Annotated in this window: 14 protein-coding genes; 3 read left to right on the top strand and 11 right to left on the bottom strand. The window is 62.8% G+C overall.

Annotated features, from left to right (window positions below; all coding sequences use genetic code 11):
* Positions 1–39 precede the first annotated feature (39 nt).
* The 9 genes from BM408_RS14390 to BM408_RS14425 all read right to left on the bottom strand — a co-directional run bounded on the left by BM408_RS14390 (position 40) and on the right by BM408_RS14425 (position 6,496).
* Positions 40–435, bottom strand: a complete 396-nt coding sequence (locus tag BM408_RS14390; RefSeq protein ID WP_139237352.1) for a hypothetical protein — start codon at positions 433–435, stop codon at positions 40–42.
* Between the two features lie 57 nt (positions 436–492).
* Positions 493–1,077, bottom strand: a complete 585-nt coding sequence (locus tag BM408_RS14395) for a Coa1/Tim21 domain-containing protein (RefSeq protein WP_092130552.1) — start codon at positions 1,075–1,077, stop codon at positions 493–495.
* A gap of 101 nt (positions 1,078–1,178) precedes the next feature.
* Positions 1,179–1,475, bottom strand: a complete 297-nt coding sequence (locus BM408_RS14400) for a hypothetical protein (protein ID WP_092130553.1) — start codon at positions 1,473–1,475, stop codon at positions 1,179–1,181.
* 56 nt (positions 1,476–1,531) lie between these two features.
* Positions 1,532–1,738, bottom strand: coding sequence for a hypothetical protein (locus tag BM408_RS14405; RefSeq protein WP_092130554.1), 207 nt, complete (start codon positions 1,736–1,738; stop codon positions 1,532–1,534).
* A gap of 33 nt (positions 1,739–1,771) precedes the next feature.
* Complete coding sequence (locus BM408_RS14410) at positions 1,772–3,007, bottom strand: serine hydrolase domain-containing protein (protein ID WP_092130555.1); 1,236 nt, start codon at positions 3,005–3,007, stop codon at positions 1,772–1,774.
* A 66-nt stretch (positions 3,008–3,073) separates the two neighbouring features.
* Positions 3,074–3,244 carry a hypothetical protein gene (locus BM408_RS22960; RefSeq protein ID WP_175541803.1) on the bottom strand — a complete coding sequence of 57 codons (171 nt, stop codon included), beginning with the start codon at positions 3,242–3,244 and terminating at the stop codon, positions 3,074–3,076.
* A gap of 8 nt (positions 3,245–3,252) precedes the next feature.
* On the bottom strand, positions 3,253–4,110 hold the full coding sequence (locus BM408_RS14415) for a DMT family transporter (protein WP_371327019.1): 858 nt from the start codon (positions 4,108–4,110) through the stop codon (positions 3,253–3,255).
* Between the two features lie 71 nt (positions 4,111–4,181).
* Entirely contained in the window at positions 4,182–4,706 is a 525-nt protein-coding gene (locus BM408_RS14420; RefSeq protein ID WP_092130557.1) for a methylated-DNA--[protein]-cysteine S-methyltransferase, read from the bottom strand.
* Between the two features lie 281 nt (positions 4,707–4,987).
* On the bottom strand, positions 4,988–6,496 hold the full coding sequence (locus tag BM408_RS14425; protein ID WP_092130695.1) for a DNA-3-methyladenine glycosylase 2 family protein: 1,509 nt from the start codon (positions 6,494–6,496) through the stop codon (positions 4,988–4,990).
* Positions 6,497–6,726: 230 nt separating this feature from the next.
* On the opposite strand from BM408_RS14425, the gene BM408_RS14430 reads away from it, so the two are divergent.
* The 3 genes from BM408_RS14430 (at position 6,727) to BM408_RS14440 (ending at position 10,608) form a co-directional block, all read left to right on the top strand.
* Entirely contained in the window at positions 6,727–8,112 is a 1,386-nt protein-coding gene (locus BM408_RS14430; protein ID WP_092130558.1) for a phosphomannomutase/phosphoglucomutase, read from the top strand.
* Between the two features lie 79 nt (positions 8,113–8,191).
* Positions 8,192–9,226, top strand: a complete 1,035-nt coding sequence (gene waaC / locus BM408_RS14435; protein ID WP_092130559.1) for a lipopolysaccharide heptosyltransferase I — start codon at positions 8,192–8,194, stop codon at positions 9,224–9,226.
* Positions 9,223–10,608, top strand: a complete 1,386-nt coding sequence (locus BM408_RS14440) for a 3-deoxy-D-manno-octulosonic acid transferase (RefSeq protein WP_092130560.1) — start codon at positions 9,223–9,225, stop codon at positions 10,606–10,608. Before waaC ends, BM408_RS14440 begins: the two co-directional genes overlap by 4 nt.
* A gap of 94 nt (positions 10,609–10,702) precedes the next feature.
* Here the strand turns inward: BM408_RS14440 and BM408_RS14445 are convergent, their stop codons facing one another.
* A complete protein-coding gene (locus tag BM408_RS14445; protein ID WP_254774821.1) occupies positions 10,703–11,719 on the bottom strand; it encodes a cupin-like domain-containing protein in 1,017 nt (338 codons plus the stop codon).
* 55 nt (positions 11,720–11,774) lie between these two features.
* Positions 11,775–13,133: a TolC family outer membrane protein gene (locus BM408_RS14450; protein WP_092130562.1), complete on the bottom strand. Its 1,359-nt coding sequence runs from the start codon at positions 13,131–13,133 to the stop codon at positions 11,775–11,777.
* Positions 13,134–13,202 lie beyond the last annotated feature (69 nt).

Here is a 13,202-nt window from a genome sequence, read left to right on the forward strand (position 1 = left end):
AGGCCTTCGACCTGGACGGCTAGTTAGGAGGCACACGTTTCATAAGGTGCATTTCGGCTCCGTCCAGAAGTTTTGTTGCGGCTTGAAGGTCTTCAATTGCTCCAGGATCGCCGGATCTCTTTTAGCGAGGTCGTCCATGACCCAGGTGCCTTTGTGCTCCTGATAGAACGAAGCCAGGACATCAAGCTGGATCTGAATGTCGATCCGCAACTTTGCGAGTGTCTCCTTCGCGCAACCACGAGAAAGTTCGCTTTCAAACTCACGCAGGCGTTGCAATTTTGTGAAGCCTTGATCAGTTTGGACTGATGCAAGCACCTGACCAAATGCTTCCCTGTCCTGGCCTCTGCCGACCTGAATGCCGGCCACATACGCTCCGGCAATAGCTGTGACAACCAGGATCGTCACGGCGGTAGTGAAGAAATAGCGGCGCGTCATTGTCATTCCTACTCAGTTGCGCCCTCCCGATTGGGTGGGCCCGTGTCGATTGTCACCTTAGCCTGCGCGGCCACATCCTCTCACTTTCTCTCCTTCAAAGACGAGCGGCTCATTCCGACCTTCGAGTGTGAGATGAATGCTCTGAATAGGCCAGAGCCGACCTTCCTTCACGGCCTCGACCCGGACGCTGCCACTCGCGGCCGAGCCGCGAACCTGGTAGGACACTTCAGCAGGAGAGCCAGGGCCAGTGTCGTTGAAATTACCCGCAGCCGCGTACCAACCAATGATCCTGTCTCCCAGTTGCGCTTTCGCAAAATTGCGCAAGTAGTTCAGGGATGACTCGAAGAGAAACTCCAGCGCAATGGCTGGATTGAGTCCCTCGACGGGGCGCGGCCACCACCACTGTTTATCAGGTAGCGGTGTCCAGGGATGATCAGCATTCTGCGGACCTTTCTTTTTCCAGAGAATTACTTCGTCGAGCGTCAGCTTTCGCACACCACAACGGACGATGTCACAAGACCGCGGCGATGACCCGTCGATCAGGGAAATTCCGGTGAGTCCGCCCTCACCATCTACTGCAACGCAGAGACAAGGATGGAAGAAACAGTCTTCGTAGTAGTCCCCGGGCTGAAATGTGTTCATGTGCTGGCTAAGGTAAAGATGGCTGGCGAAGGCCAGCTGCGATCAACGGAAGTCGATGCGCTTTTGCATATGCGTCAATTATCCGGTCGGGTCTGCGCTTCTCAGTCATCCGCGATATCGTCCAAATTGGTAGATGGCGCGACCCGTCCAATTTTCTCACCGGCGTGATCAATGACAACAAGCCACTCTTGAAGTGGATCGCCGTCCGTGACGACTTTTCGCAAAATAGCCGCAATTTCACGCCGGAAATACAACAGCGTCAAACCCGAAATCGGCTTGTGCAGATGGAGCTGAATGAGAACGTCGTTTTCCTTCCAGTCGTAACGCATGCGCTGGACATCGACTTCACCCGCGTCGGCGACAAATTCCACCAGCGCCAGGCGAATCGATTCCTCCATGGGCTGCCGGCCAATATGACGTTGACGTTGCTTCGACATCTGAGACCTAACGCGATTTATTCCGCGAGCACAACTCTGGTCGTGACCCGGGAGCCCTCCACCAGAGTGGGCAATATCTTCGATAAAACCCACCCATTCGTTCTGGCGTAACTCTTGCCGTTGACGTTCATGCTCCAGGGCAAAGCTGGGTTTCCGGTCGGCGTGAAGGAACGGACCAGCTTGTTGCCGCGGTACTGCTCAATGATGAACTCTGAGTTTTTCATGCCTGTAGTTTCAGTGGTTCGCCCCAGGCTTTCTTACTTCACTGTTTTCACATACCGCCCATAAAGCTTCCCGGCCAGCTTTTGCATCACATCGTCCGTATTCGGCGTTGCCACATTGGTCATGACCACGATGGACGCATCGCGTTCGGTGTCGACCCAGATGTAGGCCTTGTTCATGTTGTTGGAGCCGCCGTGAAAGGCGACCGGGTAATCCGTCCAGGCCATCTTGGTGGAGGCCCAGCCCAGGGCGTATTGGGCTGCGCCCGCCACGGTGGTGGATGAGGTCGAGGCTGCCGACATGGAGATCACCGGTGTCACGAGCTTTTTCATCGTGTCGGGTTTGACGAGGAAGGGCGCGCGTTTGCCTTGCCCTGCCATCCAGCCGCCCCAGGTGGCGAAGTCGATCACTGACATATGCGCGGTGCCTGCCGGGCTGATGACGAGCGGGTTGTCCGCTTCGGGGCCGCCAATCATGGCCTTGAGTTTGCCGTCGACCACGACGTGCCCCAAAGGTGCGTCGAGGCGGCCCAGTGTGGCTTGTGGGCCTATGCCGGCAGTGCTGAGTTTGAGTGGTGTGAACACGCGGTCATAGATCAGCTCTTCCCACGATTTTTCGCCCACGCGTTCTATCATGGCGCCGGCCATGGTGTAGCCGAGGTTGGAATAGGCAAAAGACGCGCCGGGCTCACGGGCCAGCGGCTTTGTCACGGTTTGCTTGACCATCCAGTAGCGCTGCTCGTTGAGGTTGCCGGACTGGAAGACCACCTTGGCCAGCAGTGCGTCAAAGTCCGCGTCGTCCGAGGGCAGGCCGCTGGTGTGCGAGAGCAACTGGGCAAGCGTGACGCGTTTCACCCCGGCATCCATGCCGGTGGCCAGTTCGGGGAAGACCTGCTCGAAGGTGCTGTCCCAGCGCAGCTTGCCGGCCTCTACCATCATGGCCGTCATCAGCGAGGTCATGGCCTTGGTGTCGGAGCCGATGTGAAAGCGGTCCTTATGGGTCACCGGTGCGACGGTGCCGACGCGGCGTGTGCCGCCCGTGCCCACGGCCAGCAGCTTGCCTTTGACCACCACCGCGGCAGCCATTGCCGGAAAGCCCGCCTGCTCAGCCTCGGCCTTGACCATCGTGTCCAGCGAGGCTTGCGCGCGGGCGCTGCCCAAGGTAGCAAGCGAGCCGGCTACGGCCAGCGCGGTGAGCAGGGCGCTCGCCGCAAGACGACGGCCAGGTGAACGGAGTGGAGTCGAAGATACGGAAGCGGAAGCCAGCAGCATGTTGAATCGCCCTTGTGTGAATGAATCAAGAGCCCTGATTCTCACCCAGCCGCGGCGACCCGCGTATTACAGCTGAAACAGCTGCTTCTTCAACGCCATCTTTTCTTTCTTGCGGATACTCGCTTCAGATTTGCGGTGCGAGCCGGCCTTGCGTTGCGCCGCAGCCGCCACCAAGGGGTTGCGCGGCTTGGGCCCAGCCAGTTTGATCTTCAGCTTGATCTTGCGGGCCGACCTCATCGCCGCATTCAGCCCTTGCGGCCCAGTTTGAGCAGCCCGGTCGACAGCGCCGTGCCAATCACAATCACCACCGCGCAGATGATCATCCAGGCCGTGACGTGCTCGCCCAGAAAGAGCACGCCATACAGCACGGCAAACACCGGCACCAGGAAGGTGACAGACAGCGCGCGCGGCGGGCCGGCGTTTTCAATCAAGCGGAAAAAGAGGATGTAGGCCAGGCCGGTGCAAAGCACACCCACTGCCAGCAGCGCCAGCCAGGCATGGGCGCCCGGCATCTGCGCCGGCCACAGCCAGGCGGCCGGCAATGCCAGGCCCAGCGTTGCGCCGATCTGGCTGCCGGCGGCGGTCACCAGCGGCGGCATGCCGGTGAGGTAGCGCTTGGTGTAGCTGGCCGAGATGCCGTAGCACAGGCAGGCCAAAAGACAGGCCAGCACGGCCCAGCCGGGCGCGATGCCCGAGGCGTCGGGTTTGAAGGTGGCTTTGTCCCAGGCCAGCATGGCCACGCCGGCAAAGCCGACGATGAGGCCCAGGATGCGCGAGCCATTGGGCTTGTCTTTGAGCCACAGCCAGGCGATCAGCGCGCCGAACATGGGCACCGTCGCGTTGAGGATGGCCGACAGCCCGGTGGTGATGGACAGCAGCGCAAACGAAAAGCAGGCAAACGGGATGCCCGAATTGAGGATGCCGATAAAGAAAATCTTCTTCCAGTTTTGCCTCAGGTGCGGCAGCAGGCCGCGCAGCCAAACGATGGGCAGCAGAAAGAGCGCCGCGATAGCCACGCGCACGGCGGCGGTCGGCAGCGGGCCAAACTCCACCGTGCTGATGCGCATGAAAAGAAAGGACGAACCCCAGATCGCTGCCAGCATGATGAAGTCGGCGATCCAGCTTTTGGGGGCCGATGCGGCGGCGGGCGTGGCCAGCCCGGTGGTAGTTGAGCTCAAAACAAAGTCTCCTTCATCTGTGCGCCCTCAAGTTTGAGCAGCGCTGTTTTTTTATCAAGGCCACCGGCATAACCGGTGAGTGAGCCATCGGAACCTAACACACGGTGGCAGGGCACGATGACGCTGACGGGGTTGCGCCCGACGGCCGCGCCCACTGCGCGCACGGCGGCTGGTTTGCCGATGCGGTGGCTGAGTTCACCATAGCTGGTGGTGTCGCCCTGCGGAATGGCCAGCAGCGCCTGCCACACCGATTGCTGGAAGGCCGTTCCATAGGCCAGATCCAGCGGCAAATCAAAGTAGGTGCGTGTGCCGGCGAAGTATTCGGTGAGCTGCGCAATTGCTTGTTTGATCACCGGATGGTCGGGGTCTTCGCGCCACACATAAGGCTCCACGAGTTGTGGCGGCAGGTGGCGCTGCCCGGCAAACCAGGTGCCTGCCAGGCCCTTGTCGGTCGCGGCAATGATCATCTTGCCCAGCGGGCTTTGAAATGTGGTTTGAACAATGGAGTTGTCGAATTTCATCTTGGTCACCTTTTGAGTGGTTAAGCCTTGCCTGATCTCTCAGGCCTTCATGTCATTCAGGGCTGTAGCCCTTTAAAAACAGGCGCCGGCAGCTATTGGTTTGCTGGCAATGCCGCCCGCCGCCTTTTGACGCCCCGGGCCGGTGAAGCCTGGCTTTGGCCACTCGACGGCGATGGTCGCCCGAAGGCGCCATTCCGTCCAATGAAATCGAAGCCCTGCATTCATTCCGTAAATGCATAAATCACCGGGGGTCGCGGAATCAATTAACCGAAGCCGCGCCGTCAGCCGGGGCGCTCCAGCGTGCCGCTCCAGGCGCGGATCACTGCATAGCTGCGCCAGGGTTTCCAGGCGGCGGAGGCTTCCTCAGCTTCCCGTGCCGGGTTCTTTTTGCCTTGCACGCCCAAGGCTTTGTGCAAGGCCACATCACCTGCCGGAAAGGCGTCGGGCCAGCGCAGGGCGCGCATCGCGATGTACTGCGCCGTCCAGTCGCCTATGCCTGGCAATTCTTTCAGCGTGGCCATCGTGGCGTTCACGTCGGCGCCGCTATGCAACTGCAGCCGTTTGCTGGCGACCGCCTCGGCAATGCCCACAATGGCCGCCTGCCGCTGCTTCACGATGCCCAGTTGCCCCAGCGCATCGCCACTGGCGGCAGCCAGCACGGCCGGTGAGGGGAAGAGGCGCGTGAGCTGCGGCCACGGTGTCTCGACCGGCTCGCCAAAGCGGTCCACCATGCGCTGCGCCAGGGTGCGCGCCGCGGCCACGGTGATCTGCTGGCCCAGCACGGCGCGCACGGCCAGCTCGTAGCCGCACAACGCACCCGGCACACGCAGGCCGTCGCCGTCAGGAAAGCTCTCGTGCAGCACGCTGTTGATGGTGACGGGGTCGGCATCCAGGTCAAAGGTGGTGCGCACGCGGCGTATCACCAGCGGCAGCACTTCGCGCAGCGAATCACTCACGCGCAGCACCAGTTGCGAGCGGCTCTCGTCAAAGCTGGCCAGCAGCCAGCCGGCATGCAGCTTGCCATTGGCCTCGACGCTGAAGGTGCGGCCCAGCGCGGGTTGTGCGGCGTCGGGCGTGACGAATTCAATGGCGTTGATGCAGCGCTTGGTGAAAAAAGCCAGCATGGCCTGCACGTCATAGGGCGGGCGGTAGCCCAGCCGCACGGTCACGCCTTCGCCCACCTCGCCGACGCGGGCCGGGCCCTGGCGCCGCAACTGCGTGGGGTTGAGTTTGTAGTGCTCTACAAAAGCCGCGTTAAAGCGCCGCACGCTGGCAAAGCCGCTGATCAGTGCCACCTGCGTGATCGGCAGGTTGGTGTCGGCCAGCAATTGTTTGGCGGTATGCAGCCGGTGCGTTTGCAAATACTGCATGGGCGAGACGCCAAACTGCGCCTCAAATATCCGGCGCACATGGCGGTCACTCACGCCCAGCTTGGCGGCCAGCTTTTCGACTGAAGGGGCTTCTTCGGCCCAGACCTCGGGTTCGTCCAGCAGGCGGGCCGCCTGGTGGGCCAGGATGTAAGAGGCATCCTGGATGGACCAGACGACAGAATGCGGCGCCAGCTCGGGCCGGCAGCGCAGGCAGGGGCGAAAGCCCGCATTCTCGGCCTGCGCGGCATGGTGAAAGAAGCGGCAGTTCTCGCGCTTGGGCGTTTTCACGCTGCAGACCGGGCGGCAGTAGATGCCGGTGGAGGTCACGCCGGTGAAAAAGCTGCCGTCAAAACGGGCGTCCCGCGCCTTCAGGGCGAGGTAGCAGTCGTTGTCGGCAAGAGGGGTGGTTTCGCGGTTCATGGAAGAAATGATACGCCGCAGGGCGGCTTTCACTAGCCGTTTTCGGACATGTCCCTGAGGGCCTGAAAACCTCCGTTTTGGGGCTGGTCCGGCTGGTTTGTGAGGGGCTGCAATAGTCTGAACGGACCTGCCCGAAACGGCTGTGGCCTACAGCCGATGCGGGGGACGGCCCCTACAATGAAATCAGGCTTCGGCCTCCCGCCATTCAAGACTCCCAGGAACCCGCCTCAATGCAAATCAACCCGTCCATCTTCAAGGCCTATGACATCCGCGGCGTGGTGCCGTCCACCATCCATGAAGACATGGCCGAGGCGTTGGGCAAGGCATTTGGCATGGCGGCGCTGGCCGAAGGTGAAAAGGCCGTCGCCGTGGGTCGTGACGGCCGGCTCAGCGGGCCTGCGCTCAGCGCGGCGCTGATGCGCGGCCTGGCCGCTACCGGCATCGACGTTATTGATGTGGGCATGGTGACCACGCCCATGCTGTACTTCGCGGCCAGCACGCTGGCGGGCTCGGGCATTCAGGTCACCGGCAGCCACAACCCCAAGGACTACAACGGCTTCAAGATGGTGCTGGCCGGCCGGGCGATCTACGGTGAAGAAATCCAGGGTTTGCGCCGTGTGATTGAGGGCGAAAAATGGGTGTTGCCGTCACAGGCCGGCACGATTCGTCAGGTCGATGTGGGCACGGCTTACCGCGACCGCATCGTCTCCGGCATCAAGCTGGAGCGCCCCATGAAAATCGTCATCGACTCCGGCAACGGCATTGCCGGCGCATCGGCCCCCGCCATCTTCCGCGCGCTGGGCTGCGAGGTGACTGAGCTGTTCAGCGAAGTGGACGGCAACTTTCCCAACCATCACCCCGACCCCAGCAAGCCCGAAAACCTGCAAGACCTCATCAAGGCCCTGCAAAGCGGCGACGCCGAGCTGGGCCTGGCCTTTGATGGCGATGGTGACCGCCTTGGCATCGTCACCAAAGACGGCCAGAACATCTACCCCGACCGGCAGATGATGCTGTTTGCCCGCGACGTGCTGTCACGTGTGCCGGGCGGCACGATTTTGTTTGACGTGAAGTGCTCGCAGCGCCTGGCGCCCGAGATCGAAGCCGCCGGCGGTACAGCGATGATGTACAAGACCGGCCACTCGCTGATAAAGGCCAGGATGAAAGAGGTCAACTCCCCGCTGGGCGGCGAGATGAGCGGCCACATCTTCTTCAAGGAACGCTGGTACGGCTTTGATGACGGCACCTATGCAGGCGCGCGCCTGCTGGAGATTTTGAGCCGCGTGCCCGACGCCGGCATCGTGCTCAATGCCTTGCCGACCAGCTTCAGCACGCCTGAGCTGAATGTGGCCTGCAAAGAGGGTGAGCCGCATACGGTGGTGGAGGCGCTGATCAAATCTGCGAAGTTTGCGGCGCCTGCCAAGATCTCGACGATTGATGGTGTGCGTGTGGACTGGCCGGACGGCTTTGGCCTGATTCGCGCGTCCAACACCACGCCGGTGCTGGTGTTGCGTTTTGAAGGCCACACCCAGCAGGCCCTGGAGCGCATTGAGGCCGACATGCTGGCCCTCCTGCGCAGCGTCAAACCTGACGCGAGCTTCGCGGCGGCAGCGCACTAAGAAACTGCCTTTTTTGAGGTTTCCCCGGCCCGGGGGCGTTCTGCGGTGAAAATCAGCGTTTTCCGCTTTCACGCTCTTCATGAAAATTCTCCTGGTCAAGCTGTCCTCGCTCGGTGACGTGGTGCATACCCTGCCGGTAGTGCAAGACATCCTTACCGCGTTGCCGGGGGCGCAGATTGACTGGTTGGTGGAAAAGGCCTTTGCGCCGCTGCTGGCGCGCGCAGGCGGCCTGCACCGGGTCATCCCATGCGAAATCCGCCGCTGGCGCAAATCCTTCTGGAAAGCTGAAACACGCCAGGCGTGGGGTGCGTTCAAGCGCGACCTGCAGCAGGAGGCCTACGACGCCGTGATCGATCTGCAGGGGCTGACCAAGTCCGCCGTGGTGGCGCGGCTGGCGGCCCTGGCGCCGGGCGGCAAGCGTTACGCCCTGGCCAACCAGACCGATGGCTCGGGCTACGAAGCACCCACGCGCTGGGTGGCTGATGTGGCGATTGCGGTCGAGCCGCACATTCATGCGGTGCGACGATCGCGTGAACTGGCCGCAAAGGCCCTGGGCTACACCCTGCAGGGTGCTCCAAAATTCAAACTGAAAGTGCCTGAAAACCAAGCGGGAAGGGCGCAAGCCGCTCCTGAAAAAATAGCAGATGGTCCAGGCGCCTCGTGCGTCGCATTTGTCCATGGCACCTCGCGGGCCGACAAAGAGTGGCCGCTAGCCCACTGGATCGCCCTGGGCCAGCGCCTGAACGCCGCCGGTTACCAAGTGGCGCTGGCGCATGGCAGCGCCGGTGAGCTGGCCACCAGCCAGGCGATTGCCGATGCGCTCAACCGTACCGCGCCAGCCATGGCGGTCGTATGGCCGCTGCTGCCGCTGGACGCCCTGACGGACGAACTCGCACAGTGCACCGGCGTGATCGGCGTGGACAGCGGCGTGAGCCACATCGCCGTGGCGCTCGACTTGCCGCATGTGCAGATCTACAACTTCGACACCGCCTGGCGCACCGGGCCCGAGGCCAGCGGCCCCGGCGCGCGGCAAGTGAGCGTGTTCGCTCAGCCCGAGCCCGGCGTCGACGCCGTCTGGCAAGCCTGGCTGGCCTGTAGCGGGGCGCCGGCATGAGCGATATCGCCTTCAAGCTCTATTCGCTGCTGATGTGGCTGGGCCAACCGCTGCTGCGCCGCAAGCTGGCGCGGCGCGGCAAGCAGGAGCCCGGTTACCTGCAGGCGGTAGAAGAGCGGTTTGGCCGCTACACGCAGCCGGCTGAAACTGCCTCTGAATTAATCTGGGTGCATGCCGTGTCGTTGGGCGAAACGCGCACGGCGGCTATTTTGCTCAAGGTCCTGCGCACGCAGCACCCGGGTCTGCGCATATTGCTGACGCACGGCACCGCCACCGGCCGCGCCGAAGGCGTGGCACTGCTGCAACCCGGCGATGTGCAGGTGTGGCAGCCCTGGGACAGCGCGGGTGCGGTGGCGCGCTTTTTTGACCATTTCAAGCCGCGGCTGGGCCTCTTGATGGAAACCGAGATCTGGCCCACCCTGGTGAGCACCGCGCAGCAGCGCGCTGTGCCGCTGGTGCTGGTCAACGGGCGGCTGTCTGAAAAGTCTCTCCAGCAGGCGCTGAAGATCTCGCCGCTCTCCATGCCCGCCTACGCCGCGCTGTCGGCCGTGTACGCCCAGACCGACGACGATGCGCAGCGCTTTCGCCGGGCCGGCGCCACGGTGGCCGGGGTGTTCGGTAACCTGAAATTCGATGCAGCGGCCGACGATGCCCAGCAGGAAAAAGGCAAGATCTGGCGCCGCACGCTGGCACTGCCGGTGCTGATGTTTGCCAGCTCGCGTGAGGGCGAGGAAGCGCTGTTCCTGAAAGAGATCAGTGCACAGGCCCAGTCGGAACGTGCGCAGGAGGCCGGCAACACCGCAGTCAGCGAATCCCAGCCCGGCGAGTTACCGGCCGGTGTGCAAGGCACGGGAAGCCGCTTCAAGGTGCTGCTGGTGCCGCGCCACCCGCAGCGTTTCAATGAGGTCGAGGCGCTGGTCCAGCAGCACGGCCTGCGCGTGTCGCGCCGCTCAGGCTGGGACGACGCGGCAGGTGGCCCGGCGGCCGGCGATGCGCAGGAGGCCGATGTCTGGCTGGGCGACTCGCTGGGCGAGATGGCCCTGTATTTTTCGATGAGCGACGTCGCCCTGCTGGGCGGCAGCTTCGCACCCCTGGGCGGGCAAAACCTGATTGAAGCCGCCGCGTGCGGCTGCCCGGTGGTCATGGGCCCCCACACCTTCAACTTCACCGAAGCCGCCGAACTGGCGGTGGAAGAAGGTGCAGCCCGGCGTGTGGTCGACATGGAGCAAGGCGTGCGCGCCGCCCGCAAGCTGATGGACAAACCCGAAGCCCGTGCCGCTGCCGTGGCTGCAGGCCTGGCTTTTGCGGACCGTAACCGTGGTGCTACAGCGAAGACTGTTAGCGCTCTAGAGGGTTTTTTGAGCGGACGCGGGGCTTCTTAAACCCAGCATGAGCGCCGGAACCGGCTTTGCCGGGCCTAAGGGCGGGCGGCCCCTCGGGGGGGCAGCGCATTACACGAAGTGAAAAGCGCGGGGTCTACTTCTTCTGATGGCAGGTGCAGTTGTTCCAGGCGTACAGGCGCAAGTGATGTGCCCAGTCCCGCAAGGTCGCCCAGGCGCCGCCGGTGGCGACTTCATACGGCGTAAGGCCGAACATGCCCAGGCTGATCGACGGCTCTACCGAGACTACCGAGTGCCAGGTGCGGCGCGGCACAAAGAGTGCGTCGCCGGCTTCCACGCGGGCATAGATGCCGTTGGCTTTTTCAAACGAGGCGAGTTCTTTGGCCTGTTCGGGCAGGCGCGACACATTGATGTCGCTGAGCGTGGCACCCCAGTCGTATTTTTTGGCGGGGCACATGTGCTGGCGCTGGTCGGGCGGAAACAGGATGAACTCCTTGGTGCCCTTGAGCTGGCAGAACCAGTTGTGCGGAAAGTCGTTGTGCAGGCCAGTCACGGTGTTGGCCGGGCCCATGAAGACATATTCCCAGGTCAGGCGCTGGCCGGGCCACAGGCTCTTGATCAGCAGGTCCTTGCGCAGTTCCGGGAAGGTTTCCAGGATGTCCCACTGCGCCAGGTAAAGCGTGGTGGGCTTGAAGGACTGCATGTGCGCCCAGTTCAGGTGAAAGCGTTCGCCGGGCTGCTGGCGCAGCTGCTCCAGCCGCGCCTTGGGCAGCAGGCCCGCCGCCGGGTCGGGCGTGGCGAGCGCCTGCTTGCCCAGCTCGCGCAGGTAGGGCGCCACCGGCAAAAAAGGCCGGCCCTTGGTCACGCCTTGCTCGACCAGGCCGTCGGTGAATTTCACGGGCGCTTCAGAGCCTTTGCTCTCGCAGACGCCTGCCAGGTGCTCGAACGACCACTTGCTGAAGGCCGGCCAGTGTTTGATACCGCCCTTGACGAGCACGGGCCGCTCAAACGGCAGCTGCCGGCCTGAGGCCTCCAGCGCCTCCCAGGTGGTTTCTTCAATTACCTGAAAGCTCGGGCCTGTGGGCACATTGCGGGGTGCGTCGGTCACTCGTTCGGCCTCAATCGGCAACGGCAGGGGATTGTGTGTGGGCATCAACATGGACTTTGTGGCCCGATGCGGGGCCTTTGTTGGAGTGGTTGGCCCGAGTTTACTTTGCCAGCAGCGCGTTGATTTTTTGCAGGTCTTCGGGGGTCAATGTGCCGTTGGCCTGGCGCAGCTTGAGGTCGCCCAGCAGCACGTCATAACGCGCCTTGGCCAGGTCGCGCTTGGTCTGGAACAGCTGGCTTTGCGAGTTGAGCACGTCGATGTTGATGCGCACGCCGACCTGGTAACCCAGCTTGTTGGCGTCCAGCGCGCTCTGGCTGGACAACTCGGCCGCTTCCAGCGCCTTGACCTGGCCCTGGCCCGACTGCACGCCGAAAAAGGCGGTGCGGGTGGCCTGCGCCACGTTGCGCCTTGCGCCTTCCAGGTCGCTTTGGGCCTTGTCGCGCAGCGAGAGGGTTTCGCGCACACGGTTTTGTGTGGCAAAGCCGGCGAAGATCGGCACATTGAGCACCACGCCGACGGTGGTGGTGTTGGTGCGGAAGGCAAAGGGCGGGATGGTCGTGGCCGTGCCCGAGGGGTTGCGCGTCACGTTGTAATTGGCCTGAAGGTCCAGCGTGGGTTTGTGGCCGGCCTCGGCCTTCTTGACCTCGAGCTCGGCGATCTCCAGCCCGCTTTGCGCCAGGCGGACGTTGGGGTGCACCACTTCGGATTGCTGAACCCAGGTGGTCACATCGGCGGGCTCTATGAGCGGCAGAGTGACCGGCACCAGCAGGGGCTTGGGCTGTGCTTCGGGTTTGCCGACCAGTGTGTCCAGCGCGAGCTTCTTGACGCGCAGGTCGTTCTCGGCAGCGATTTCCTGGGCGATCACCAGGTCATAGCGGGCCTGCGCTTCACGCGTGTCGGTGATGGTGGACGTGCCCACTTCAAAGTTGCGTTTGGCGGAAGCCAGTTGCTCGGCCACGGCGGCTTTTTGCGCGCGCACAAAAGTCAGCGTGTCTTGCGCGGCCAGCACGTCGAAGTAAGCCTGGCTGGTGCGAACGATCAAATCCTGGTTGGCGGTTTCCAGTTGCGCCTGGGACTGCTCGACCTGCTTGGCGGCCTGCTCATAAGTGGCCCAGTTGGCGGGCCGGTACAGCGGCTGGGTGAGGTTCAGCGCGGCATTTTGCGTATTAAAGCTGCGGTCGATTTGCGGCGCGGTGTTTTCAAAACCGGTGCGCGTGACACCCGCCGACACGCTGGCCGTGGGCAGGAGGCCGGCCTTGGCCTGGTCGGCTTTGGCAAGGTTGGCGTCGTATTGCAGCTTGGCCGACTGGTAAGCCGCGTCGTAGGCGCGTGCCGACTCATACAGGTCGACGAGACTCTGCGCGCGCGCGATGGGCGCGGCGGCCGCCAGCACCACGGCGATCGCAATCGACAGAGGCAACATCACCGGTCGGGCCGGCAGGTTCTTGGGCGTTGTCATAAGAGTCCTGAAGAAATGAAGGGTCGGCTGAAAATCAAAAACAAATCAAAAGCAAATCAAAACAAGGCA

It is taken from the genome of Polaromonas sp. YR568 (assembly GCF_900116715.1).
Taxonomy (GTDB): Bacteria; Pseudomonadota; Gammaproteobacteria; order Burkholderiales; family Burkholderiaceae_C; genus Polaromonas.